Genomic DNA, 25914 nt, shown 5'->3' on the forward strand with positions numbered 1-25914 from the left:
ATTTGATTAATTGCGCAGCGGCTTTCCGGTCACCAGCATATGTTGCATACGTTCCTGTGATTTCCGATCCGCCACAAGCTCCAGGAATGCCTTGCGTTCCAAATTCAACAAATATTCTTCCGGCACCTCTGTTCCGTATGGCACAAGTCCTCCCGCAATGACATAAGCAAGCTTTTTCGCAATTTTCAAATCATGTTCCGAAATATATCCGCCTGTGTACATGTTTTGCGCACCAAGCAGAAGCGTTGCATAACCCGGCGCCCCAACGACTTTAATTTTCTTTTTCACCGGCGGTTTATAACCGGATTCATATAACTGGAGCGCCACTTGTTTTGCATCATAAATCAAATGATCCGGATTGACGGAGATGCCATCTTGTTTGCCCAGGAAGTTATTTTCGCGGGCTTCTTCCGCGGAAGAGGATACTTTTGCCATGGCAATCGTTTCAAACACTTTATTGGCCACTGCCTGCAAATCGATTTCCACCCCGTTTGGCAGGCTTTCCAATGTTTTTTCATAGAGAGCCAAGTTGCCTCCGCCTCCAGGGATGAGTCCAACGCCGACTTCCACAAGCCCCATATATGTTTCCACGGATGCTTGAATGCGCGCTGCAGGCAAGCATACTTCCGCACCGCCGCCGAGCGTCATGCCGAAAGGTGCCGCCACAACCGGTTTTTTCGAATATTTAATGCGGCGCATCGTTTTTTGGAATGCCCTTACCACATAATCCAATTCGAAAATGTTGTCATCCTGGGCTTCCATTAAAATCATGCCGAGGTTGGCACCGACGCAGAAATTTTTGCCCTGGTTGCCGATGACAAGCCCTTTGTAGTTGGCTTCGACCTCATCGAGGGCATAATTGATCATTTGGATGATGTCCAGACCGATCGCATTGGATTTTGAATGGAATTCAAGCAGCAAAATGCCGTCACCGATATCGATCAGGCTGGCTCCTGAATTGGATTTAATCACTCCATGACGCTTTTTATAACGCTTCAAATCTATGACTTTTTCATTCACAGGAATGGCTTCATAATTTTCTCCATTAAAGTAGGCCAACTGACCGTCTACTTCTTTATAGAAAGTTTCATAGCCTTTTTCCAATAATTTCTTCACAAATGGAGGAACTTCCCGTCCTTCTTCTTCCATTTTCTTCACGGATTTTTCTACGCCTATCGCATCCCAGATTTCAAAAGGTCCATGGCTCCATCCAAAGCCCCATTTCATCGCATTATCGATTTCCACAATATTATCGGCGATGATGCCGTTCAGCTGCCCGGAATAGATCAACGTCGGAGCCAAAACGTTCCATAAAAGCTCCCCTGCACGGTCATTGGCATATACTAAAGTTTTCAGGCGATTTTCAATTCCCTTCGTCTGTTTTGCCAGTTCGATGGACGGCGCCTGCAATTTCTTTTGAGGCACATACTCAAGGGTAGCCGGATCAATCTCATAAATATCTTTTCCTTTTTTTACATAGAATCCACGGCCTGATTTTGCTCCAAGCGCCCCTTTTTCCACCAGCTTTAAAATGAGTTCAGGCACTTCAAACACTTTCTGCTCATCGCCTGTTGTTTGGTCATACACTGTTTTGGCCACATGAATATACGTATCCAGTCCTACAACATCCAAGGTGCGGAATGTCGCGGATTTCGGTCTTCCGATTATCGGACCGGTCACTGAATCCACTTCGCCGACTGAATAGCCGCGTTTCAACATTTCATGAAGCGTAATTTGCAATCCGTATGTTCCGATGCGGTTGGCAACGAAATTAGGCGTATCTTTTCCGATTACGACCCCTTTTCCAAGTACGTCTTCTGCAAAGGTTTTCATGAAAGACAATACTTCCGGCAATGTATGTTCAGTCGGAATGATTTCAAGCAATTTCAAGTAACGGGGCGGGTTGAAGAAGTGCGTTCCTAAAAAATGGTTTTTAAATTCCTCTGAACGCCCTTCCACCATTTTATTTACGCTGATTCCGGAAGTGTTGGAGCTGACGATGGAGCCCGGTTTTCTTACCTTTTCGATTTTTTCGAATAAATTACGCTTCACTTCAAGGTTTTCAACAACAACTTCAATGATCCAGTTCGCTTCTTTCAGCTTGTCTAAATCGTCCTCCAAATTCCCGACCGTCAATAATGCCAAATTTTTCGGAGATGTCAGCGGCGCCGGTTTTTGTTTCAACAATTTTTGCACAGCATTGTTCACGATGCGGTTTCGCACTGCCGGATGCTCAAGCGTTAATCCTTTTGCTTCCTCTTCTTTTGTCAGTTCTTTTGGGACAATATCTAACATATATGTTGGTATGCCGATATTTACTAAATGTGCTGCAATGCCGGACCCCATGACGCCGGATCCAATCACTGCCACTTTCTCAATTTTGTAAGCCACAAATAATTCCCCCTTTTTTCACATTTGAATGAACAATCATTCATTTTCATCGCCTGATCCCCTTTGTTCATATACAACTTATTCAACCAATAGCGGAAAGATGTATTGAAAAAATGAATGATTATTCATTTTTTGTTTAAAAAAATACATGAAACAGCTATTCCTGTAACTAGTGTAGATGATTTTTCACTTTTTCGCAATCCTTTTATTTTAATTTTCTAAATTTAATTAATAGTTTCTCATTTCAGCCAAAACATATTTCTTTTCCACAATCGTCAAAATGTGTAAACTACTAGGTAAGGAGGCGAGAAAAAAGTGAAAGAAATTACTACTGTTGAACAATTTAATGAAACTATCGGCAAAGACCGCCCGGTGATTGTAAAATTTTATGCCACTTGGTGCCCCGACTGCACTCGCATGAACATGTTCATCGATCCGATTGTTGAAAAATACAGCCAGTATGAATGGTATCAAATCAACCGCGACAATTTCCCGGACATCGCGGATCAATATCAGGTATTGGGGATTCCTAGTTTATTAATTTTTAAAAATGGTGAAAAACTTGCGCACCTTCATAGTGCAAACGCAAAAACTCCGGAAGATGTAACGAATTTTTTAGAAGCGCAAACAGTATGAAAAAAGTTGGACATAACTTTTACGATGAAAGTTATGTCCCTTTTATTTTTACACATATTGTTTTTTATCTTTTTCCCCGTTAAAAATGCTGAACATCAAACTGAGTCCGGCCGCCACTTCAACCAATCCAGTCGAATACACTTTAATAAACCAGATGCCGAATGGCAATGTGCCCGTCGTGATGGAAGAGACCGGCAGGATCAGCGAAAAAACGAAACAAGGAAGAAAAACGCAAATGAACAGCCGTCCGTTCAAGTAAATGTTCCAACTTTTGATGCATATGAGGGCCAAATAAATCCCCCAAAAGATGCGGCAGATAAAAATATACCAAAAAAACAGATGAATATTATCATAATGAAGGTTCTCGCTTATTTGCTGCTTCATATCCATGCTGACAATTGCCAAAATAAAAAGCCCAAAAATCCAAAGAATCCGCCATACATATGTCCATAATTTATCCACAAGCGCCCTCCGTCCCTAAGTTAATTGCAACATTATATGAGACGGATGCGCCCTTCTATGTTTCCAAATCCATTTTTTTAAGATTGATATTCCTCTAACTCTTTAATCAATTGTTCAAATACATCTTTTACCGCGCCTTTCCGGATTTCTTGAAAACGCGTGCCTGCCCAAAGGGACATGGCCTGAGGATTTTGATCTTTCAATGCTTTTGCCCGAATCGGCTGCGTCAATGCATTGACCGCGGGATAAATGGCGGGTGCAATGTTTTCATACCTGGTCATAAATTCATTTTTCACCCCCCGCGCAAGCCTTCCTGTAAAGGTTCTTGTCAGGGCTGTTTCCGTAAACTCACCAGATGTCAAAGCCCGTTTATAAACCGGGTTGGCTCCGCTTTCTTCCGTACAAAGGAAAGCTGTTCCAAGTTGCACGGCATCAGCCCCCGCATTTAATGCCAGATGAATGTCCTTCCCATTCATGATTCCGCCTGCCGCAATAATGGGGAGCGGAATTACCTTTCGCGTCATGGCAATCAACTCAATCAATGGCACATGGGTATCCTCGTCCACATTCCGGAAGGTTGCCCGGTGGCCGCCCGCTTCCGGTCCCTGCAAACAAATCGCTTCCGCTCCGTTTTCCGCAGCTATCTTCGCTTCTTCCAAATTCGTCACCGTCACAATGACGCGGCTGCCATTATTTTTGAGTTGTTCAATGATGTCTTCCGGAGGACAGCCAAATGTAAAAGAAACATATGGAACTTTATGCTTCATCACCAGTTCCAGTTTCTCCTGTCAATAATCGTCGCCCGGTTCCGGAAGGGCCAACCGAATGCGGAAATCTTCTTCCAGACGCTCCTTGTACAAATGCAAGGATTCATCCATCTCATCATTTTGGGGAACAAAAAGATTCACCCCGAAAGGCAACGCGGAATCTTTGCATTTTATGATTTCCTGCTCAATTGCCTCCGGTGTTTTATAGCCGGCCGCCAAAAAACCGAGCCCCCCGCATCTTGAAACGGCAATGGCCAAGTCGGCCGTTGCGATTCCCCCCGCCATCGGTGCTTGAATAATCGGATACTGCAAATTGGCAAACATTTGTCTTCATCCCCTTTGTGTCATGATCAAATCAGTTTAACTCTATTATAAAATTTCTCCCAAATTTATAGAAAGACTGTTCAACAAAGTAGGCAAGCACAAGAAAAAGGCATCTGAATCATGATTCAGATGCCTTTTTTCTTTAAGCCGTCTTTTTATCCTTTTCAAAGAACAATATCAATGTCGGCAACAACATGCCGCGCACCAGGAAGGTGTCGATCAAGATTCCGACCGCGACCATAAATCCGAACACGAATAAATCGATGACCGGCATTGTCGTTAAAGCGGCAAAAGTCGCCGCCAGGATGACCCCTGCGGAAGAAATCACTCCGCCTGTATTACGGACGGCGATTTCCAATGCATTTTTCACCGTTTCATACTTCCGTTCCTCCAAGAAACGGCTCACCATGATGATGTTGTAATCAATGCCGAGCGCCACAAGGAAGATGAACGCATAGACCGGTGCGCGCGTGGATACCGCATCATAACCAAAGAGATGGTCCAAAAGGAATAATCCTAAACCTAACGCAGACGCATAGGAAATCAAAATGGTCGCCATCATATAGATCGGCATTTTTACAGAACGTGTAAGGAAGATCAATAATCCAAAAATCAATAGCGTTTCCAGGCTAAAAATGACTTTGATATCGCGTTTATTAATATCCTCTTCATCGACCAATTTGGCCGTTGTGCCGGCAAATTCCAATTTCACTTCTTTTCCGCCGGATAGTTGGAAGGTTTGATGATCGTCGCGGAATTCTTTAATGAAGTCAATCGCTTCGACGCTGTACGGATCTTCACTTAAGGAAATCGTGATTTTTCCGTATTTTCCATCCTCCGTAACCCCGGATGCCCTTGCGGATCCGATATGTTCATTTTCTGAAAAATTTTGGGCGATTTCCTGGACTTCTTCAAATGTCAAATCTTCTCCCGTTACAAGTGCGGTCGTTTGCGCCAGATCCCCTTTATTGAACTTCTCCTCCACGATTTCAAAACCTACACGGGAAGGCAAATCTTCAGGGAAGTTTTTGACCATATTAATCAAAAATCATTGTATATTTTTGAATAACAAAGAATTTGCTTTTAACAATTGTTATTCTAACATAACATTTTCCCATCCTCCATTGACATTTCTTTGATAAATATTCACAGCAAGGTGTTGTCTATGAAAAAAATCATACAATTGGAAGGATTTTCTCAATACCATCCGTCCATTCATTCTTCTTATCGAAGCTCCGCCTGCGGGCCAACCACCATCTACGTGATTCTGAAATATTTAATCGGGGAAGAGTTTGCGCTGGATGTCAATGCCCTTTATTCATTGCTGGGAACAACCAAAATCGGTTTGTTCCGGTGGAGACTGGTCAAGCGTTTGCAAAAATATTTGGGCCCCGACTGGGTCGTGGCAAAATGTTCTTTAAAAAATGCGTTGAAGCAGATTGATGAAGGCAGACCGGTTGCCACGAAGTTTGATAAATATTTTACGTTCCAGTGGAAAGCGGAACCGACTTTCAAATACCATTGGGTTCCCCTCATCGGCTATGAAATCAATGACGGAGAATTATTCTTGTATGTCCATGACAATGGCGGCGTCAATCGGGACAGCCAAATCCGAAAGGTGCCTTATGAAAAAGACCGGAAAGTCATCAGCTTTGTAAAAATTGAACCGAAAAAGAAAAATTGAGGGCGCAAACCGCAAGTTTGCGCCCTTTTCATTATACGAACGAAAATAACGAGCAAGCATGTTTCGCAATCGATGTATACCCCTTGGCCGCCAATTGTTCAAATAGACCTGCGGAATAATCCGGGACGGACAATTCTTCCAAATTTGCCTTTATGGAAACATTTCTTTGAATTGAAGCCAATTGATATGACAGTTTTAACATGTCGATCTGCTCTTTGATTTTGTTCCGCTGGCTTGGTTTCAATCGTTCCAGATTTTGCAGGACCCCTTCCACCGACCCGTATTGCCGGATAAGTTGCAATGCTGTTTTCGGCCCAATGCCTTTTACTCCCGGATAGCCGTCGCTGGCATCCCCCATCAACGCTTTCACATCGACAAACTTATGGGGTTCAATTGCATATTCCTCTTTGAATTGTTGGACTGTATACACGTCATACTCAGAATAACCTTTTTTCGTAAAGGCGATTTCCGTGGAAGGGTTCAACAATTGCAGCAAATCCCTGTCACCGCTGATGATCGTAATCTTTGCTTCCTTCTTCCATTTCTCCACGATCGAACCGATGCAATCATCCGCCTCCATCCCCGCTTCGCCGATATTTTTCCATCCGATCCATTCTGCAACTTCTTTTGCCATTTCAAATTGCGGAACCAATTCCACCGGAGGATTGCTTCGGTTGGCTTTATACCCTTGAAACAGCTCATTCCGGAACGTATGGCTCCCCATATCCCAGCAAATCTCCAAATGGCTCGGTTTGATGATGGACTGGGCCGTCAGTACATGCCTTGCAAATCCCTGCACGCCATTTGTCGGCCTTCCATCCGGCAAATATTGATAATGCCCCATCACGCTTGTGGCATAAAAGGACCGGAATAACAGGGCCATCCCGTCGATTACCAAAAGATGCGGATGTTGTTTGTTCATGCATAATTCCTCGCTTTCCATCCCATCCATTATAACAGACCGGCATCCATCTGCAACCTGCATGTCTTGCTTTCAAAATAAAAGCACCTTCCCCGCAAATATTGCGGGAAAAGTGCTTTCTTCAATCCCTCCGCTTCATATCCCGGATGGCCTGAATCGATAATCGTACAAGGAGAATGGAACATAAAAACAATCCGAGATACGCCGCCGTATTTAAATAAATGGCATAGACCGTTTCGATAAATTGGGAAATCGCAAGAAGCGCCGTCGATATAAACCCGAACGTGATGCCCACCATCAGCAGCACAAATTTTGAAAACAGTTGGGTAACAAATTTGGCGTTTGTTTTATCCGAGAAAATATCATGATGCAAAATGACTTTTCCATCTTCGATTTTCCGGATCAATTGATCAACACGTCTTGGAATTTTCCTCAAATTCGGAACCAAAAGAGCCAGCTCTTCCTGGATTTTTTCCATCGTTTCCATCGGCTCTTTAAACGGCTTTCGGATGGAAGCTTTCATGTAATTGTTCATAAATTCCTTCGCTTCATCAAAAATATTAAATTTCGGATCAAGCATGTTGATGGTGCCGTCCAATGTAATGATCACCCGCAAGGCAAGGCTCACGGACGAATAAAATTGCAATCCCGATTCCCGGATTACCGTAAAAATGGAATAAATCGTCTCATCCGTCGGAATTTTATTGACATAGGAGATTTTCAATAAAATTTGGCCAATCGCCTGTTCCAGCTCCTGGCGATTAATTTCGTCCTTGTTTTTGATCAATAATGAAATGGCATCAAATAAAATGGATGCATCTCCCTGCTGGATGCCGATAAAAAACAATTTTAAACCTTCCTGTTGCTGTCCCGACAACCGGCAGACCGCCCCGAAATCAAGGATGGCCAATTCGCCGGTTTCAGGATTTACAGAAATATTTCCGGGATGCGGATCCGCATGGAAAATGCCCGAAATCAATGCCTGTTCCAAATAGGAGTACATGAGCGTTCTAGCCAATTCCCTGCGGTCTATCGCCTGTTTATCATCCACTTTGTCCAACTCGGAAATGCTGACGCCTTTCACATATTCCATCACCAGGATGTTTTCGTTGCTGAACTCTTCATATACCCGCGGGATTTTCACATTCAGCTCGCTATGCTTTAAAACATTTCTTATTTGAATCATATTGCGGGCTTCAATGGAAAAATCCGTTTCTTCTTTCATCGAATTGGCAAACCCTTCGGCCAACGCTTTGAATCCCATGCTCTCCGCCCATTGGGATTTCGCCGTGATCCAGTCCGCGAATTCCAATAATATGCTCAAATCTTCTCTCATGATGGTCTTGATCTGTGGACGCAAAATCTTGACCACCACTTCCTCATGGGTATCTTTCAGCACCGCCCGATGGACTTGTCCAATGGAGGCAGCAGCCAAAGGCTTTTCCTCAAAAAAAGAAAAAACATCCTCCGGATCCCGATTATAATTCTCCTTCAAAACGGTTTTGACTTCGTCGTAAGTCATCGGTGAAACTTTCTGCTGCAGCTTTTTCAATTCTTCAATAAAGACAGGTGAAAACAGTTCTTTTCGTGTCGACAACACCTGTCCAAATTTGATGAAAATGCCGCCGCTCTCTTCAAGCGTCGCCCGTAAAGCGATGGCCAATTGTTTGTCCGTATCCCTGTTTCTTGCGTATTTCACCGTTTTGGTAATGCCATTCGTGACCGCCGCTTTTAACACCGTTCTCAAACGTTTTTGATAACGCCAATAATTGACCATTTTCCTGAAAATGGTTTTTTGTGAATACCGCCTTGCGCCTTCATCCAACGCAATCGGGTCAAACAGTTCAAAAAACAAATAAATCAGCATGGAAATCAACAACATGCTTCCGATCCACAATAAAGTGGCGACACTGACCACGCCATCTTCGTACTGGGGATTTTCCCTGATATACGTGTACCAAAACACAAAGGTAGTGAATGAGACACTGATGATGACAGACAAAACTCTCCGGAACAAGTTCACATTGGAGCCAATCAGTCTACCGCTAATAAAAAAAATCATGATTGATACCAACAGAATTTGCAACAAGGCATTAATTGTACTCATTCACTTCACCACTTCCAATTGTATATCCATTATTCTTAGTATGGCTTCCATTCCATCGTTGTCATTCCTATAGTCTCCGCCAATATACAATACATTCAAAAAAGGATTCACGGGGGTGAATCCTGGTTTCATTTCAATCGGGCAATCCAATCATAATGTAAAATGACTTGTGGAAATCTCCTTGTCGTTTGCGGAATAAATATCAATGCGGGAAGAATTCTTGTAAAAACGGACCCCATGGATTTTGCCATCAGGATAAATTTCTCCGCCACCATCAATTCCGATTTTTTTGCGGCAAGGGGAAATCCAGACTTTGCTTGAACCATCTTCATTCAAAAAAATCGTCGGCGTATGGCCGAATACCACGATTTCCTTCGCCCGATGCGGTACTTTTGAAAACTCCTCGCGAATCCAAAGAAATTCGTCCGAACTTGTTTCCAAAAAATCCTCCACATCCGGATTAATTCCCGCATGGACAAACAGATAAGGCTTCCAATAATAATACAGGCGAAGATTTTTTATAAACTCCACTTCGTCCGGAAACTGTTCTTTTATTATTTCGACGATTTGTTCCCCGCTTAGATCTTCCGGAGACAGTTTTTGATCTAAGGCTGAAAAAAAACTTTGAACGGTGCTTACGCCGCCCACTTTCGGGTCAAAATAAAAATCGGACATTTCTTTCGGTTTTTTTAGCCAATTCATAAAAATCTGTTCGTGGTTGCCGCTTAAAGTAACGACTTTATGTTTTTCCGACAGCTCCATCACTTTCCGCAGCACCCGGAGGCTGTCTCTTCCCCGGTCAATATAATCACCTAAAAAAACGAGCAACTCTTCCTCAGGGTTCCAATAATTCAAGATTTTATCCAATAAATGATAACTTCCATGTATATCTCCAATGGCAAATACTTTGTCCATTTATACACCTCTTTATTCAACAATCGAATACGGTTGAGCTTTTTTGAATCTTTTTCATCCATTAACATTTTATTCAATTATACTACAGAATTGTGTGAAAATTTCACATGATTTCATTACAATTTATGCACTCATAATTGCAAGCTTTTCTTCAAAACCGATAAAATCGCCAAGGCATTGGGCTGAGGTATAGATTAAACTTTCAGCTTTCATACTAAATTTTGATATATTTTCCCCATGAATCATGATATAAGGTGATATTATGAAAAAAACGCATTCATTCCTTTTACTGCTATTGATTTTTGTCCTCTTTGCCTGCGGTGTCCCTTCCCAGGCGAATCTGGGCAAGTCTGGTGATGGAAAAAATGAATCGATTAATAAAGAAATCCGTCAGCTGGTTGTGGATAATGAACACATAAAAATTACCGTATTAAATATGAAGAAAATCAAAAAAAATTCGAAGACCACCGTTACGGTTCATTTTGATATTTTAAACAAACGCGAAGATACCATCAAAATTCAGGCTCAAAGGCTGTCTGTAGACGATCGTATGGTCGATGCAGCCATTTATCAAATGGAACAAGAAATTTCTCCGCAAAAAGCGGCAAATGCCAAACTGACGATCCGGCAAACTGAAGATGCCGAATTTCCGGAATTTGAAAATGACATGGAGATGGAACTGCTCATTTCCTCATTAGAAGATCCTTCCTATACTGAAACCCGCCATGTTAAAATCATTTATTAGTTGGTTCATTAAGGAAGAATGACGAACATTATCATGTATAATAGATGTGGATATTAAATCTTTGCATCAATCGCATTTAAAGGAGTTCTACGGATGAAAATTATCTTGACCACTTTGAACGCCAAATATATTCATACAAATTTGGCCATTCGATATTTAAAAGCCTATGCCCGTCCGGAATTCGATCCGGTGATTGTCGAATTTACCATTAAAGAACCTGCGTTGAACATCGTGACCGATCTTTATCAAAGAAAACCGGATTTGGTGGGGTTCAGCTGTTACATTTGGAATATTGAAGAAACGATTAAAGTGATCAAAATGCTCCGGGCAGTAAGTCCTCATACAAAAATCGTCCTGGGAGGCCCGGAAGTATCCTATGATGTCCATTATTGGCTGCGCCGTTTGGAAGGGCTTGCGGATTTCATCATTATGGGAGAAGGGGAGTATTCCTTTAAACAACTTCTCCGCTATGTGCATGAGGAAATCCCTCTGGAGGAAGTGCCGGGAGTTGCTTATTTGCAGGACGGGAAAATGAAAATACATCCTCAGCCGAAAAAAATCGACCTGCGGGAAATGCCGAGCCCATTCCGCTTTGAAGAAGACCGGGAGTCACTTTCCAAACGCATTCAATATATCGAAACAAGCCGCGGCTGCCCTTTCACATGCCAATTTTGCCTATCTTCCATCGAAGTCGGGGTCCGTTATTTTGACAGGGAAAAGATCAAAGAGGACATCCGATATTTAATGGCCAATGGGGCAAAAACGATCAAATTTGTCGACCGTACATTCAACATCAGCCGGCGTTACGCCATGGACATGTTCCAATTTTTAATTGATGAACATGTACCCGGCGTCGTGTTCCAGTTTGAAATCACGGCGGACATCATGCGGCCGGAAGTCATCCGATTTTTAAATGACAATGCACCGGAAGGATTGTTCCGATTTGAAATCGGCGTCCAATCCACGAATGATTTGACCAATGAACTTGTGAAGCGGAAACAGAACTTCGAAAAATTAAAAAGAACGGTCATGATGGTAAAAGAGGGGGGAAAAATCGACCAGCACCTTGACTTAATCGCCGGTCTTCCCGAAGAAGACTATGAAAGTTTCCGAAAAACTTTCAACGATGTATTTGAAATGCGGCCGGAAGAGTTGCAGCTCGGCTTCTTGAAATTGCTGCGCGGCACCGGATTAAGAAATGATGCAGAAAAGTTCGGGTATACATATGTGGATATCGCCCCTTACGAAATCCTTTCCAACAATGTGTTGAGCTTTGATGACATCATCCGCATCAAACAGGCGGAAGACGTGCTCGAAAAATATTGGAATGCCCACCGCATGGACAACACCATCGAATATTTGGTGACAGAAGTCTTTGAAACGCCATTCGACTTCTTCCAAAATTTCGGCACTTTTTGGGAAGAAAAAGGATGGTCAAGAATCGGGCATCAATTGGAAGATTTGTTCAAAAGATTGGACGAATTTTTGCGTACGCTTCCTAATGTCAACCTGGGAATCGTCCACAGTTTAATGAAGCTCGATTTCTTGGCAAAACAGCAATTCCAGCCGCGGAAACTTTGGTGGGAAGAACGGATTTCAAAAGAAGATTTAAAAGCGATTAACAAATTGCTGCTCGAAAAACCTGAAATCGCCGGAAAAGAATTTGCCCAAATGCAATTGAACGAAAAGGAAATCGTGAAACATTGCCTCATTGTTCCTTTCAACATCGACTACAAACAATATCAAAACGGGAATATCGTTGAAAGCGATGATTATCTTTTGACCGTATTCAGACCTGGGAACACCCCTTACTTCGCATCCTTTCCCAAAAACATGGCGGAAAAATAATGGCTGAAAATAAAATGAGTAGTACAAACAAGCCAAAGTTTGTACTACTTTTTTGTTCGTGCCGGTTCGCTGTAACAAAAACTTTCCAAAGGGGCCTCCTTTGAACATCTTTTCCGGCTAATCCCTTTACTTCGACTCACCGCACACATCCTTATGTTTCATCCGGACAAGGAATAGATAAGATAGGACGGATCCGATGCTTCCAATCATCATGACAACCCCCATTGAGATGGAAGGGTCCCCTCCAAGACCGGTCAAAGGCGCAAGGGAACCGGAAAGCACATATTGGAGTACGCCGAGCAATGCCGAAGCACTTCCGGCGATTTTCCCTTGATTTTGCAGCGCCAAAGATTGTCCTGTCGTATTGACGATTCCCATGCTTGCAATCGCCAAAAACAAAGGCGGCAACACAAAATAAAGGCTCGCTTTCAGGCTGAGCATCGCCAACAAGGCCGCTGTCCCGATAAATGCCAGCCCGATTCCGAAAACCAATAATTTTATCTCATTGAACAGCCCCACCAACCGTCCAGTAATTTGGCTGCTGACCACAATACCGAGCCCGTTCATCGCAAAAATCAAACTATAGAGCTGTGCGGAGATGCCATACAATTCCTGCAATACGAAAGAAGAACCGGAAATATACGCGAACATCATCGTAAACATAAAGGCGATAACGAATGCGTAGCCGATAAAACTTCGATCAAGCATCAAACCTTTAAAGACAGACAATGTCTGTCGAACGCTTCCTTTTCTTCTCATATGGGTCTCCAACGACTCGGGCAAACAAAAAAGGACAATGAAGAACATCGCAATACCTGCCAGCGTCAGGAACAAGAACACCCCTTTCCATGGCGCAAACAGTAAAATAATTCCTCCCAGCACCGGCGCAAGCACCGGTGCAGCCCCTTGCACCAAAGCCAACATCGCAAACACTTTCGTCAATTTTTTTCCGGAGAACACATCCCTCAAAATTGCCCGGGAAAGAACGATGCCGCTCGCCCCGGAAAGCCCCTGCAAAAAGCGCAAAGCGATGAACAATCCAATACTCGGCGCAATAATGCACAGAAAAGAGGTTGCGGTATAAACGGCAAGGCCGATGAGCAGCGGTTTGCGCCGCCCTTTTGCGTCACTGATCGGACCAATCAGAAGCTGCCCGCAAACAAGGCCAAATAGAAAAAAAGTCAAACTCAACTGTACAAGGGATTGAGTTGTGTCAAGTTCTTGCGCTATGTGTGGCAACGCAGGCAAATACATATCAATGGAGAGCGGCGAAAACGCGCCCAATGCGCCCAAAATTGCCGCCAGCTTCAACGGTTTCACATTCATTTCCCCATGCATCCTTTGAGCCATCAACATTCCCCCTTCTTCTCGACAACTTTGTTGACAGCATCATCTCTGCCATAAATGAGCCGGTTTTCGTCGCAAATCTCACTTCAACAACTCCAGAATAATAAACCATAACACCGGTACAAAAAGCGCAGGCAACATATTTAACGATTTGCTGTCCTTAATTCCCAAAATCGACAATCCGGAACTTAAAATCAAAATGCCACCCACAATGGAAATCTCCGTCATGAGATCTGCCGTCAGAAATGGCTCAATATATTTGGCGCTTAAATAAATCGCTCCTTGCCAACAAAACAGCACGACCGCTGCAAAAGCGATGCCGATTCCATAAGTGGCGGCCAAGGCCATAGAAGTGACCAAATCAAGGGTCGCGTTGGTAAATAAATATGTATGATTATGATTCAATGCGCTTTCCACAGGACCTAAAATGGATAAAGTCCCGATGCAAAACAGCAAAATTGCCGTGGACAATCCCTTGCTTAGATCCGTTTTGGAAAAACGGTCGACCATGTTCTTGAACTTTCCATCAAAATCAATGATGGTGCCAATCAAACCGCCGATGGACAAACTGACGATGAACAATACCGGGTATTTGCTGTGCGGCATATTTTGGACGATCGCATTGATGCCCAATGCGGTGGCTGCAAACCCCATAGCCGTAAAAAGAGCCGTTTGATACTCTTCTTTGATTCCTTTCTTTAATACACTTCCTATTAAACTCCCCGCCAGAATACACACGGTATTTACGATTGTGCCGATCATCCCTTTACACTCCCGTCAACAAAACCTTAGAATTTGAAAATTTTGCAATAATAAAGAATTGTAACATAATTGATTTTTAAATTCATATTTTATTTTTCTGCCAAAACTTCTATTCCCTTTTTCCTCCCTTCCCAAGATCTGCATTTCACTAACGATGCCTGCGGTTGTTTATTTTCCTCCACCCAGCTTTTTCTTCCATTCTAAAAAAATCCGAATTCATATAATGTTCCAAAAATACTATTTACGTGAAAAAAATAATATGTTAACTTATTTGTTGTATTGGTTAACAAAAAGTTTCGCAGCAAAGAAGGTGATCAGTTGGACCATTTCTGGGTCGTCGGGACCGGTACAGATGTAGGCAAAACCTTTATCACGACATTGATGATGCGCTACTTGCAAAGAAAAGGGTTAAAAGTTGTGCCGTATAAGCCGGTACAAACGGGTGCGGTCAAAAAAGGGAATAAAACCCATTATTCCGATACAACTACATATTTAACCTATAGCCTGCAACCGCTTTCTCCGGACGACATCAATTCTTATTCTTTTCCCACCCCCGCCTCTCCCCATTTTGCCGCGGAGCTTGAGGGGGAATGGATCAGCGGGGCGCAAATACTCAATAAAATCGATCATTTGACGAAAGAGTACGATGTGGTCATTTGCGAAGGCGCCGGCGGGCTTTATGTACCTTTGCAGCCCTACACTTCCCTGACTTTATTGGATATCATTCAGCGATCAAAACTGCCGGCCGTACTCGTTACCCGCTCCAATCTTGGCACAATCAACCATACGCTGCTTTCCTTGGAGGCCCTGAAATCCCGGGGAATTGAATTGCTTGGCATCATTGTCAATCAATACGAACATAGTCCAATAGAAAAAAGCAATGTCCAAACTTTGCAGCGATTCATTCCTTCGATCCCTTTTGTCATCGTGGAAGGAAACCGGACGATTGAGAGCTTCGATGATGAAACGATTTTTGAAAGGCTGATGAAGCGTGAATTATTACGAACTTCAGGATCTTGATTTAAAACATATTTGGCACCCCTGTTCGCAAATGAAAGACTATGAAACCTTTCCTCCAATCGTGATAGACCGGGGCGAAGGCGTCTGGCTGTACGATAAACAAGGAAACCGCTATTTGGATGCGGTGTCTTCCTGGTGGGTGAACTTGTTTGGACATGCCAACCCGCGCATAAGCAAAGCCATCAGCGACCAGGCAAAAAAATTGGAACATGTCATTTTTGCCAATTTCACCCATGAACCGGCCATTCATGTCGCTGCAAAACTTGTGGAAAAAACGCCGGATGGCTTGGAAAAAGTATTTTTTGCCGACAACGGTTCGGCGGCCATAGAAGTCGCATTGAAAATGAGCTTTCAATATCGTGCGCAAATGGGGCAACCGGAAAAACAACGGTTCTTGACTTTTACAAACGCGTACCATGGTGAGACCCTTGGAGCTTTGTCCGTGGGGTCCGTTGATTTGTATAACAAAGTATTTACACCCCTTCTTTTAAATGTTGTCCGTGCGGAAGGACCGGATTGTTTCCGTTGCCCTTTCAACGAACATCCCGATACTTGCGATGCTCCTTGCGCAATGTTTGCCGAAGAACAGCTTGAAAATCATGCGGACACCCTTTCCGCCGCCATCATAGAACCGTTAATCCAAATAGCCGGAGGAATGAAAATGTATCCTCCGGTTTTCCTAAAAAAATTAAGGGACTTGTGCGACAAATACGATGTCCACCTCATCGCCGACGAAATCGCGGTCGGCTTCGGAAGAACGGGAACGCTTTTTGCCTGTGAACAGGCCGGGATTACCCCTGATTTCCTTTGCCTTTCCAAAGGCATCACCGGCGGATATTTGCCGCTTTCCGCCGTATTGACGAGAAACAAAATTTATTATGCCTTTTACGATGACTACGGCACGATGAAAGCGTTCCTGCATTCCCACAGCTACTCGGTAAATCCGCTGGCGTTGAGGGCCGCCCAGGAAGTACTGTCCATTTTTGAAGAGGAGCATGTTTTGGAAAAAAACGCGGCAAAGGAAAAGCGGTTAAAACAATTGGCCCACGAAGCCTTTGACGGTCTTCCATATGTCGGAGAGTATCGTCAAACGGGATTTGTCGGAGCGATTGAATTGGTCGCCGATCAAAAATCGAAGACCCCTTTTCCTGCAGAAGAGCGAATCGGCTACCAAATTTACAAAAAAGCGTTGAAGAAAGGAATTTTGCTTCGGCCGCTCGGCAATATTTTATATTTCATGCCTCCATATGTGATTTCCGAAGAAGAAATTGCATGGATGGTGGAAACCGCCAAACAGGCAATAGTTGAATTTTTCAATGAGAAAGGGATGGGAGTTCGATGAAAAATTCACAAATATACTCACTGACTCTGGTAGCAATTTTTGCAGCATTGACCGCGATTGGGGCATTCATCAAAATACCGCTGCCGATTGTCCCATTCACATTGCAAATTGTCATCGTCTTTTTGGCCGGATCCATTTTGGGCAGCAAAAGAGGATTGCAAAGCCAATTGGTATATATCCTTGTCGGCTTGGCCGGACTTCCGGTATTCACAAAAGGCGGGGGGTTGACCTATGTATTGCAGCCGACTTTTGGATATCTGGTCGGTTTTGCCGTCGGGGCTTTTGTGATCGGATATATCATTGAGCGGGGAGGAGAAGAGCCTTCCCGTCTGCGATTTGTCATTGCCAACCTGGCCGGCACTTTCGTCATCTATGCAATCGGCGCTCCATATGTCTACCTGGCGTTGAACTTCTGGCTTGATATGCCGACAAGCGCTTCCACCGTTTTCGTAACGGCATTTTTAAGCACGGTCGGGGTTGACATTGTACTGGCAATTCTTACAGCGCTATTTGCAAGAAGAATTTATTTCTTATTAAATAAAAAATTAGTGAATGCACTGGAGGAAACAAAATGAAGTGGCAAACTTTGGCCCAGGAAGTCATTAACGGAAAAGAACTTTCAAATGATGAAGCAATGTCAATCTTAAACGCGGATGATGATGAACTCCTGCCATTATTGCATGGCGCTTTCACCATCCGTAAACATTACTTCGGAAAAAAAGTAAAATTGAATATGATCATGAACGCGAAAAGCGGGTACTGCCCGGAAGATTGCGGCTATTGCGCCCAATCATCCAAATCCACCGCCAAAATTGAAAAGTATCCGTTTATTACAAAAGAAGAAATTTTGGAAGGGGCAAAAATCGCTTTCGAAAATAAAATCGGGACGTACTGCATCGTGGCGAGCGGCCGGGGCCCAACACGCAAAGATGTGGATGTCGTCAGCGAAGCGGTTAAAGAAATCAAAGAAAAATACGGCTTAAAAATTTGCGCCTGCTTAGGGATTTTAAAAGAAGAACAGGCCCAGCAGCTAAAAGAGGCCGGAGTGGACCGCTACAACCATAACATCAATACATCCGCAAGACACCATTCATTTATTACAACAACCCATACGTACGAAGACCGGGTAAATACAATCGAAATAGTGAAAAAACACGGCCTTTCCCCTTGTTCCGGGGCCATTATCGGCATGAAAGAAACAAAACAGGACGTGATTGATATTGCCCGCGCCTTAAGAGAACTCGATGCGGATTCCATTCCGGTCAACTTCCTTCATGCCATTGAAGGGACAAAACTGGAAGGCACCAATGAGCTCAATCCGCGCTATTGCTTAAAAGTGCTTGCATTATTCCGCTATATGAATCCGACGAAGGAAATCCGCATTTCCGGCGGACGCGAAGTCAATCTCCGCTCCTTGCAGCCATTGGGATTATACGCCGCAAACAGCATTTTCGTCGGAGACTATTTAACAACGGAAGGACAAGAAACAAACCAGGATTTTCAAATGCTAGAGGATCTGGGATTTGAAATCGAACTTACAGAGAAGCAGCAAGAATTATTGAACGCCTGATGAAATGGTTATAGAACGTAATCGGCAAAGGGGATTCATTCTTATCCTCTTTGCTTTTTATTGTGTCTAAGAAAAAAATTCACTCGGGCAGATGGTGGACTCTCTTGGGCATTTGGCATTTCCTGTTGGGCTGATAGAATCTCCTCTTGGGCGTTTAGCCCTTCCTCTCGGGCATACAGATGCACCCTTGGACATTTAACACTTCCTCTTGGGCGGATAGATGACTACCATGGGTATTTAGCTCTTCCTCTTGGGCGGATCTGCTATTCGCTCGGGCACTTGCAACTCCTTCTTGGGCGGGCAATTGCCTAACTTGGTCACTTAAAGCCTCTCCCCGGCAGATAGATGCCCCGTTTGCCCACATAAAGATTCTCCTTCGGCAGACAGTACGTTAACTTTTGTGCACAACACCCCTTTTCATTAATTTAAGTTCCATATCCTGCTCCCATGTTCCCGCCGTTACTTTTCCCATGCAAACACATATACTACAAAAGATAATGGATCAGGGGGAGCAGGAGGATGACAAACGATTTTTATCCATTTTATCAGCCAAATCGCCAAAATCAGACGTCCTCAGAGAACAGGAGCAGAAATCAATCTGAAATCAAATTTGCCAAAATATCCATATTCGGCCAAATTCTTTCTGTCATCGGGGGGATCATCTCCATTTATGCACAATTTTTGTCACTGGAAAAATTTGAGTCGGAACAACCAAACAATGATGAAAGAATCAGGAATCTTGAAAAGCAAATCCAATATTTGACTCAGCAAATAGAAAATCAAAAAAAGAACTATTAGAAAAGCTTGCAAAAAAGCCTTAATGGACCTTTTCGCAAGCTTTCATTTAATGAAAAAACATGGCATATACTACTAATCTATCTGTATTGGGCTTGAATAAATGTTCTTCCGCAAAACCGCCTCGCATTCATTTAACCACAATCAATTTCTTTTCAACCGGAACTATTTCTTTTTCCTGCAAAGGCTGCGCTTGTTTTCCGAAAGGCATTTGGGCTATGAGCTTCCAACTTTCAGGAATATTCCATTCCGGTTTTATGGCCACTTCCACATGTTGTAGGGATGCGGCATACCCCACTGCTTCCAAGCCTGTCCAAATTACATATTGAAGCATGCCCTGGTTTTGGTGCCCCCATTCTTCGAACGCATCATGAAGATGAGGCATTTTTTCTTGAAACTCCTTGATGACATCCCGATCTTGGAAAAATAAAATCGTACCATGACCATTGCGGTAGCCTTCAATTCGTTCAAGCGTCCGGGAAATGTCACCCTTATTTTTTTCGCGGGCAATTTTTTCGGCACTGTCCCAAAGCTCCTTATGGCTATCTCCAAACAAAACGGCCACACGGGTTTCTTGTCCATTGAACGCAGTCGGTGTATGGTTCAACGCTGACTTCACAATTTCAACAACTTCATCGTCCGGTACAACGGCTTCATCTTCCAACACACGTATGGAACGGCGGTTTTTGATTGCTTCGAAAAATTCCATTTTTGTTACTGCCTCCTTCGATTCAATTTTCTAGTACTATTAATAACATAATTTTTCCAAAATAGCATTTCTAATGCCTGACAATCTGATGAAGATTTCAACATCATTCAATATGGATTCGTAAAGTCTTCTTATACATTGCCAGATTAATTTTTAATCACAAATCTGTTACCATTCAAACATGAAAAACGGGCGGATGAAGATTTTCATCCGTCCGTTTTTGGCATAAAAATCTTTGCCGCTTGCCGGCATCACCAGCTTTTCACCAATTGATTATGATGTCTCCCAATCGGAACAATGGAAGGGGATAAAGAAACCGGATCTTGAATGACCGTGCAATCCAGTCCAAAGACATCCTTGATTAATTGGCTGCTGATCACTTCCGACGGCGTTCCTTCCGCCACAAGCTTCCCTTTTTGGAAGGCAAAAATATAGTCTGCATATCGGGCTGACAGATTAATGTCATGAAGCACCAGGACGATCGTCGTGCCGCGCTTTCTGTTCAAATCCGTCAACATATCCAAAATTTCCACCTGATATGTGATATCCAAATATGTCGTCGGTTCATCCAAAAATAAAATATCGGTCTGCTGGGCGAGGGCCATTGCAATCCATACCCGCTGTCTTTGTCCGCCTGAAAGTTCATCGAGATAACAATCAGCCAAATCGGAAATGTTCATGATTTCCATCGCTTCGCTGATTGCTTCATCGTCTTTAGCGGTCCATCCTTTTAGAAACGAATGGTGCGGAAATCTGCCGCGTCCCACCAAATCGGCGACCGTAATCCCTTCCGGAACAACGGGTGATTGCGGCAAATACCCTAACACACGAGCCAATTGCTTTGTCGGAAATTGATGGAGGGGTTTTCCATCCAACAGTACTTGGCCGCTGGTCGGCTTGATTAATCTGGCCATCGTTTTCAACAACGTCGATTTTCCGCATCCATTCCCCCCGATGATGACGCTGATCTTGTTGCTTGGAATGGTGATGGTCACATCTTGCAAAACGTTTTTTTTCTCATACCCCGCATAAAGATTTTCAGCTTTCAGCACGTGTGCAGGTTTCATTACAATCCACCCTTTCGATTCAATCGGACTAATAAATAGAGCAAATAAGGCGCGCCCAGGATTCCGGTGATGACCCCGACAGGATAGCGGGCTTCAAAGGCATGTTGGCCAATCAGATCCGCCGCCAGCACCAAGATCACTCCGACAAGCCCTGAAGGAACGATGTTGGAATAGCCGGAACCCATGATCCGGTTGGCAATGGGACCTGACAGAAACGCGACAAAAGCAATCGGACCTGTTGTTGCCGTCGCCAAGGCAATCATCAAAACGGAGCTAAGCATCAGCATGATTCTGGCTTTATTCACATTCACGCCAAGGGAAGTCGCCGTCTGATCGCCCAATTCCATCATCTCCAAATGCTTTCCATAAACCAGCAAAATGGGCGTAAAAAGAATCACAATGATGAGCAGCGGGTAAAGGGTTTCCATCTTCAGGCCATTCAAACTGCCGCTGAGCCATCGCATTGCTGCAGGCAAATCATGCTGGTTTCCGATCAAAAGCAGATAGGAAATGACGGAATTGAGCATCGCCTGAATGCCGATGCCGATTAAAATCAGCCGTCCGATGGAAAAAGAGCTGCCCTTTGCCAACAAATAAATAACGAAAACCGTCACCAGTCCGCCAATTACCGCGGCAATGGAAGTGACCATAAGACTTCCGTGCAGAATCAGGATGGAAAATACTGCTGCGGCACTGGAACCGGTTGTAATTCCGATGACATTCGGATTGGCAAGGGGATTGCGAAGCATCGTTTGAAACACATATCCCCCCGCCCCGAAGGCAAACCCCGCAAATACTCCTGCCACCATCCGGGGAAGCCGGATCGTACCTACCGCAAAGGAGGCACCCTTTACTTCCTCCCCGAATAGAACCCGCAACACATCTTGAACTGGATAAATCGTGTTGCCCAGCATCAGCGACAAAAAACATAGGGCAAAGGAAATGAGGCATAGTAGCAATGTCAATAATGCATAACGACGACGTTTTCTTGATCGGGCTTTCCGAATTAACTGCAATGTCTCCATCATAGTTCACGAACTTTCGCTTTCATGGTAATGAAAATTAAAATAGGAGCGCCGATAAAGGCGGTCACCACCCCGACTTCCAATTCTCCGGGGCTGCCCAGAAGCCTTCCGCACACATCCGACAAGGTTAAAACCACCGCTCCGGCAAGGGCGGACATCGGAATGAGATATCGCATATCCGGCCCGATTATTAAGCGTATCACATGAGTGGCAAGCAATCCGACAAAGCCGATCGGGCCTGCCAGGGCTGTGGCAGCACCGCATAAAACGATCGCCCCGAATGCAGCAAGCAGCCGAATGAAGCCAATCCGTACACCCAAACTGGCCGCAACTTCATCCCCCAAAAGCATCGCATTTAAGGCAGGAGCTGTAAAGATGGCAATTAGGAACCCCGCCACAAGAAATGGAAGGAAAGTCCAAACGGAATCCCATGTGCCGGAACCTGTGCTGCCGACTTGCCAAAAACGGAATTGGTCCATCACATTGGTGCGGGGAATCATGATGGCAGAAACAAGGGAAGAGAAAATGGCGCTTGTCGCAGCCCCTGCCAAAACAAGTTTCAATGGTGTGGCCCCGCCGCTTCCCATGGAACCAATCGAATATACCAAGATGGCAGTAACCATTGCCCCGGCAATCGCAAGCCAAATATATTGGCTTGGAGCACTGATATGCAAGAAAGCGATTCCGCTGACGACAAAAAGGGATGCTCCCGTATTGACGCCCAAAATGCTCGGGTCCGCAATCGGATTGCGGGTCACCGATTGCATCAATGCCCCGGAAACCCCCAGAGCCGCTCCCGTCATCAGGCTGAAAATAGTCCGAACCACCCTTTGCCGCACAACGTTCGCTTCATGGCTGTCCACTTGGGCATGGAACAGTCCATCCACGAGATCCTCCCAACTGATGGCCCTGGAACCAAATAATAAAGAAGAAATGATGCAACCTCCCAATAAAAGCACCATTACTGTGAGCAGGGCAAAAAACTTTTTGGGGATGAAACGCTGCGGTTTGTCTTTAAATGCTGCGGTTTTCTTCATATTAATTTATTTTTTTGCCGCTTCCGCAAGCAAACTCAAATATTCGTCAATGGTGTACGCAATGGAAAGCGGATTCGGATTGCCTGCTGCAGCCAATGGTGTATTATCGCCAATCACTGCAACAGCTCCTTTTTGAATGGCTGGCACTTTGCCTAAAATCGGATCTTTTTGAAGAGCTTTTAATGTTTCTTCTGTTCCATATGTCACGATGATGTCCAAATCATTCAGCACATCCGCGTTTTCCGCGCTCACTTCAATGTAGAAGCTGTCTTGGTCGCCAATATGTTTTTTCAGACTGTAAGAATATTCCATTCCCAACTCTTCAAGAAATTCACCGCGCGGGTCTTGTGTCGTATAAATGTAGAATTTTGATAAATCCGTTGCATCGATGGAAGCGAAAGCCGCTTTTTTACCTTTGAGTTCAGGATATTGGCTTACCTTTTCCTTAATCAAGTTCTCAGTGTCTTGAATCAACCGCTTTCCTTCTTTTTCCATCCCCATTCCTTTGGCATTATATAAAATTTGATCCCTCCAGGAAATGACCCATGGCTTTTCGGGATAAGCCACAACCGGTGCAATTTGGCTTAATAGATCGTATTCTTCTTTCGTAATGCCTGAATATGCCGCAAGAATGACATCCGGCTGACTGTCCGCAATCGCTTCGAAATCAAGACCATCTGTATCATGGAAAATATTTGTATTTTCCACACCAAGTTCTTTTAATTTTTCTTTCGTCCATGGGAGCATGCCGCTGTCATCCTGGACGCCATAGTTGGCAGCCGAAAAACCGACAGGGACGACCCCCAAAGCGAGGGCTACATCATGGTTCGACCAGGCAATTGTCGCGACGCGTTCCGGTTTTTTCTCAATTACCGTTTCACCAAAAGCATGTTTGATGACGATTGGATATTCTGATGTTGAACCACCGTTTTCATTGTCCGATTTGTTCTGTCCGGAATCTTTGCCGGCAGATTGATCCGAGCAGGCTGCCAGAATAAACACTAAAATTGCCGCAAATATCTTCAATAAAAAGGAAACATGTTTTTTATTCACAAGTTTGCACCTCTCACTATGTATTTGATAATAATTATCATTTTCATTGTAAATATATATTTTGCAAAAACGATTGTCAATTCCCTTTTTTTAATTAATAACGAAAATTTTTTAATCATCCCGAAATAATCTCGATTGTGGAAGAGTTATGCATTGATGGCATTGCTCAAAAATTATATGTAAGAAAATATCCAATAATAAAAACACTTTGCCGCAAGGAAACAGAGGCAAAGTGTTTTTATTTATGAATGCAACGATTTTTACTTCCTTCATGTGCGGCCGATATCGATGACAATGACGGGTTCGCGGCCTTCCAAAGCATATACATCAAACATCATGCGGTTCTGCGGAAAAGCCAATTTGGACGCTTGTTTTTTGTTTCTTCTGTCCATATCATTTAAATTTTCATTTAACGAAGGGGAAGCTTTCAAAATGATATAATCCACATCTAAAATGCGGCACAACTCAATCAGCTCGATCAGTGCCTTGATTTCAATGCCTTTGTTCTGATACGGATCGTTTAAAGAGATTTCATTCACCACAAGAAATTTAATGTAGGATTCATTCAATTCTTTTTCAAAATGTTTCAGGAAGGAAACCATCAGCAGATAATCTTCGCGGGAAAAACCTTTTGCCATCGATAACATTTTTGCCGGGGCGGCGAAAAAGGAATTATAAATTTTAAAATGAAAATATCCAACCGTTTCCTGAATTTCATTCAAACGGTTAATATTTGACCAGCCATGGATGATGGGATATTCGGGATTCTTTTCAATGGAAGTATCCATCCGGATATAATGATGGTTATGCTCTTCGAAAATCACATCCGGCCGCTTCCCCAAAAAATGGATTTCATTCCCTTTTTGCAATTCCTTTTCAGAACCATCCCGCCAACAGTAATTCAAACGCTTCAGTTCCATTGGAAATGCACCCCTCTACGTTTATTACCAATAAAATAATACAAACAAATGTTCTTGTAAAGGGGCTGGGAGAATAAAAATTGCCTATTGAAAAACTAAAATGAAAATTCCTTATTTTCCTAATACCCATAGATTCCGTATAATACATTAAGGCCGCCGGGTTTTCCGGCAGCCTCATTTTTTGAACGGATTCATGCCCTATTCTTTGACATTGGAAAGATACTTTTTCTCCAATTGTTCTACTGCATCCGCGTAGTTTTGGTCATTTATGGACTCCAACTCTTTTTCGAACGCTTCCAGCTCGTCAATAATCCAATCATGATAGGCATAATGTTTGTCTCGCAAATATTCATTCGTTTCATCGCTAATTTCCTTTGCATTAACATGGAGGGTGGATAAAATGGAATTTTAATTTGGTCTCTTTAAATATATCACTAAAACATTTTCATTTATTATGCATGATATA

24 protein-coding genes and 1 pseudogene are annotated in these 25914 nt (G+C 43.5%); 9 read left to right on the forward strand and 16 right to left on the reverse strand.

What is annotated here, in order from left to right; genetic code table 11:
• Positions 1 to 6 precede the first annotated feature (6 nt).
• Positions 7 to 2391, reverse strand: a complete 2385-nt coding sequence (locus NST62_RS09715) for a 3-hydroxyacyl-CoA dehydrogenase NAD-binding domain-containing protein (RefSeq protein WP_328215666.1) — start codon at positions 2389 to 2391, stop codon at positions 7 to 9.
• Positions 2392 to 2706: 315 nt separating this feature from the next.
• On the opposite strand from NST62_RS09715, the gene NST62_RS09720 reads away from it, so the two are divergent.
• On the forward strand, positions 2707 to 3027 hold the full coding sequence (locus NST62_RS09720) for a thioredoxin family protein (RefSeq protein ID WP_141602764.1): 321 nt from the start codon (positions 2707 to 2709) through the stop codon (positions 3025 to 3027).
• A 48-nt stretch (positions 3028 to 3075) separates the two neighbouring features.
• Here the strand turns inward: NST62_RS09720 and NST62_RS09725 are convergent, their stop codons facing one another.
• The 3 genes and pseudogenes from NST62_RS09725 to NST62_RS09735 form a co-directional block, all read right to left on the reverse strand.
• Positions 3076 to 3489: a hypothetical protein gene (locus NST62_RS09725; protein ID WP_141602765.1), complete on the reverse strand. Its 414-nt coding sequence runs from the start codon at positions 3487 to 3489 to the stop codon at positions 3076 to 3078.
• Between the two features lie 77 nt (positions 3490 to 3566).
• Positions 3567 to 4580: pseudogene (locus NST62_RS09730) on the reverse strand (nitronate monooxygenase).
• A 142-nt stretch (positions 4581 to 4722) separates the two neighbouring features.
• Positions 4723 to 5616: an MMPL family transporter gene (locus NST62_RS09735; protein ID WP_342462839.1), complete on the reverse strand. Its 894-nt coding sequence runs from the start codon at positions 5614 to 5616 to the stop codon at positions 4723 to 4725.
• 129 nt (positions 5617 to 5745) lie between these two features.
• Between NST62_RS09735 and NST62_RS09740 the strand changes: the two genes are divergently transcribed.
• Positions 5746 to 6264: a C39 family peptidase gene (locus NST62_RS09740; RefSeq protein ID WP_141602768.1), complete on the forward strand. Its 519-nt coding sequence runs from the start codon at positions 5746 to 5748 to the stop codon at positions 6262 to 6264.
• 31 nt (positions 6265 to 6295) lie between these two features.
• Here NST62_RS09740 and NST62_RS09745 read toward each other — a convergent pair whose 3' ends face one another.
• The 3 genes from NST62_RS09745 to NST62_RS09755 form a co-directional block, all read right to left on the reverse strand.
• The gene (locus NST62_RS09745) at positions 6296 to 7186 is read right to left on the reverse strand and encodes a 5'-3' exonuclease (protein WP_342462840.1); all 891 of its coding nucleotides are present in this window, start codon (positions 7184 to 7186) and stop codon (positions 6296 to 6298) included.
• Between the two features lie 121 nt (positions 7187 to 7307).
• Positions 7308 to 9293: an AarF/UbiB family protein gene (locus NST62_RS09750; RefSeq protein WP_141602770.1), complete on the reverse strand. Its 1986-nt coding sequence runs from the start codon at positions 9291 to 9293 to the stop codon at positions 7308 to 7310.
• A gap of 150 nt (positions 9294 to 9443) precedes the next feature.
• On the reverse strand, positions 9444 to 10208 hold the full coding sequence (locus NST62_RS09755; RefSeq protein WP_141602771.1) for a metallophosphoesterase family protein: 765 nt from the start codon (positions 10206 to 10208) through the stop codon (positions 9444 to 9446).
• A gap of 262 nt (positions 10209 to 10470) precedes the next feature.
• Between NST62_RS09755 and NST62_RS09760 the strand changes: the two genes are divergently transcribed.
• Complete coding sequence (locus NST62_RS09760) at positions 10471 to 10953, forward strand: hypothetical protein (protein WP_141602772.1); 483 nt, start codon at positions 10471 to 10473, stop codon at positions 10951 to 10953.
• A gap of 93 nt (positions 10954 to 11046) precedes the next feature.
• On the forward strand, positions 11047 to 12801 hold the full coding sequence (locus NST62_RS09765; protein WP_141602773.1) for a B12-binding domain-containing radical SAM protein: 1755 nt from the start codon (positions 11047 to 11049) through the stop codon (positions 12799 to 12801).
• A 126-nt stretch (positions 12802 to 12927) separates the two neighbouring features.
• Here NST62_RS09765 and NST62_RS09770 read toward each other — a convergent pair whose 3' ends face one another.
• Positions 12928 to 14151, reverse strand: a complete 1224-nt coding sequence (locus NST62_RS09770; protein ID WP_246045873.1) for a multidrug effflux MFS transporter — start codon at positions 14149 to 14151, stop codon at positions 12928 to 12930.
• 78 nt (positions 14152 to 14229) lie between these two features.
• Positions 14230 to 14910 carry a DUF554 domain-containing protein gene (locus NST62_RS09775; protein ID WP_141602775.1) on the reverse strand — a complete coding sequence of 227 codons (681 nt, stop codon included), beginning with the start codon at positions 14908 to 14910 and terminating at the stop codon, positions 14230 to 14232.
• 318 nt (positions 14911 to 15228) lie between these two features.
• On the opposite strand from NST62_RS09775, the gene bioD reads away from it, so the two are divergent.
• The 5 genes from bioD (at position 15229) to NST62_RS09800 (ending at position 19640) form a co-directional block, all read left to right on the forward strand.
• A complete protein-coding gene (gene bioD / locus NST62_RS09780; protein ID WP_141602776.1) occupies positions 15229 to 15930 on the forward strand; it encodes a dethiobiotin synthase in 702 nt (233 codons plus the stop codon).
• Entirely contained in the window at positions 15902 to 17272 is a 1371-nt protein-coding gene (gene bioA / locus NST62_RS09785; protein WP_342462841.1) for an adenosylmethionine--8-amino-7-oxononanoate transaminase, read from the forward strand. The genes bioD and bioA overlap by 29 nt, the downstream gene beginning before the upstream one ends.
• Positions 17269 to 17847, forward strand: coding sequence for a biotin transporter BioY (locus NST62_RS09790; protein WP_141602778.1), 579 nt, complete (start codon positions 17269 to 17271; stop codon positions 17845 to 17847). Before bioA ends, NST62_RS09790 begins: the two co-directional genes overlap by 4 nt.
• A complete protein-coding gene (gene bioB / locus NST62_RS09795) occupies positions 17844 to 18842 on the forward strand; it encodes a biotin synthase BioB (protein WP_141602779.1) in 999 nt (332 codons plus the stop codon). Before NST62_RS09790 ends, bioB begins: the two co-directional genes overlap by 4 nt.
• 519 nt (positions 18843 to 19361) lie before the next feature.
• Positions 19362 to 19640, forward strand: coding sequence for a hypothetical protein (locus tag NST62_RS09800; RefSeq protein ID WP_141602780.1), 279 nt, complete (start codon positions 19362 to 19364; stop codon positions 19638 to 19640).
• Positions 19641 to 19767: 127 nt separating this feature from the next.
• On the opposite strand, the gene NST62_RS09805 is transcribed toward NST62_RS09800, so the two are convergent.
• The 7 genes from NST62_RS09805 to NST62_RS09835 all read right to left on the reverse strand — a co-directional run bounded on the left by NST62_RS09805 (position 19768) and on the right by NST62_RS09835 (position 25793).
• Positions 19768 to 20346, reverse strand: a complete 579-nt coding sequence (locus NST62_RS09805) for a nitroreductase family protein (protein ID WP_141602781.1) — start codon at positions 20344 to 20346, stop codon at positions 19768 to 19770.
• A gap of 251 nt (positions 20347 to 20597) precedes the next feature.
• Positions 20598 to 21413 (reverse strand): ABC transporter ATP-binding protein, encoded by an 816-nt coding sequence (locus NST62_RS09810; RefSeq protein WP_141602782.1) that lies wholly within the window; start codon positions 21411 to 21413, stop codon positions 20598 to 20600.
• Positions 21413 to 22441, reverse strand: coding sequence for an iron chelate uptake ABC transporter family permease subunit (locus NST62_RS09815; RefSeq protein WP_141602783.1), 1029 nt, complete (start codon positions 22439 to 22441; stop codon positions 21413 to 21415). Before NST62_RS09815 ends, NST62_RS09810 begins: the two co-directional genes overlap by 1 nt.
• Positions 22438 to 23475, reverse strand: coding sequence for an iron ABC transporter permease (locus NST62_RS09820; protein WP_328219817.1), 1038 nt, complete (start codon positions 23473 to 23475; stop codon positions 22438 to 22440). The genes NST62_RS09815 and NST62_RS09820 overlap by 4 nt, the downstream gene beginning before the upstream one ends.
• A 6-nt stretch (positions 23476 to 23481) precedes the next feature.
• A complete protein-coding gene (locus NST62_RS09825; protein ID WP_141602784.1) occupies positions 23482 to 24528 on the reverse strand; it encodes an iron-siderophore ABC transporter substrate-binding protein in 1047 nt (348 codons plus the stop codon).
• A 269-nt stretch (positions 24529 to 24797) separates the two neighbouring features.
• Positions 24798 to 25448 (reverse strand): hypothetical protein, encoded by a 651-nt coding sequence (locus NST62_RS09830; protein WP_328219815.1) that lies wholly within the window; start codon positions 25446 to 25448, stop codon positions 24798 to 24800.
• Positions 25449 to 25646: 198 nt separating this feature from the next.
• The gene (locus NST62_RS09835; RefSeq protein ID WP_181733231.1) at positions 25647 to 25793 is read right to left on the reverse strand and encodes a hypothetical protein; all 147 of its coding nucleotides are present in this window, start codon (positions 25791 to 25793) and stop codon (positions 25647 to 25649) included.
• Positions 25794 to 25914: the final 121 nt, after the last annotated feature.

The sequence above is a fragment of the Ureibacillus sp. FSL K6-8385 genome, assembly GCF_038593155.1.
Taxonomy (GTDB): Bacteria; Bacillota; Bacilli; order Bacillales_A; family Planococcaceae; genus Ureibacillus; species Ureibacillus terrenus.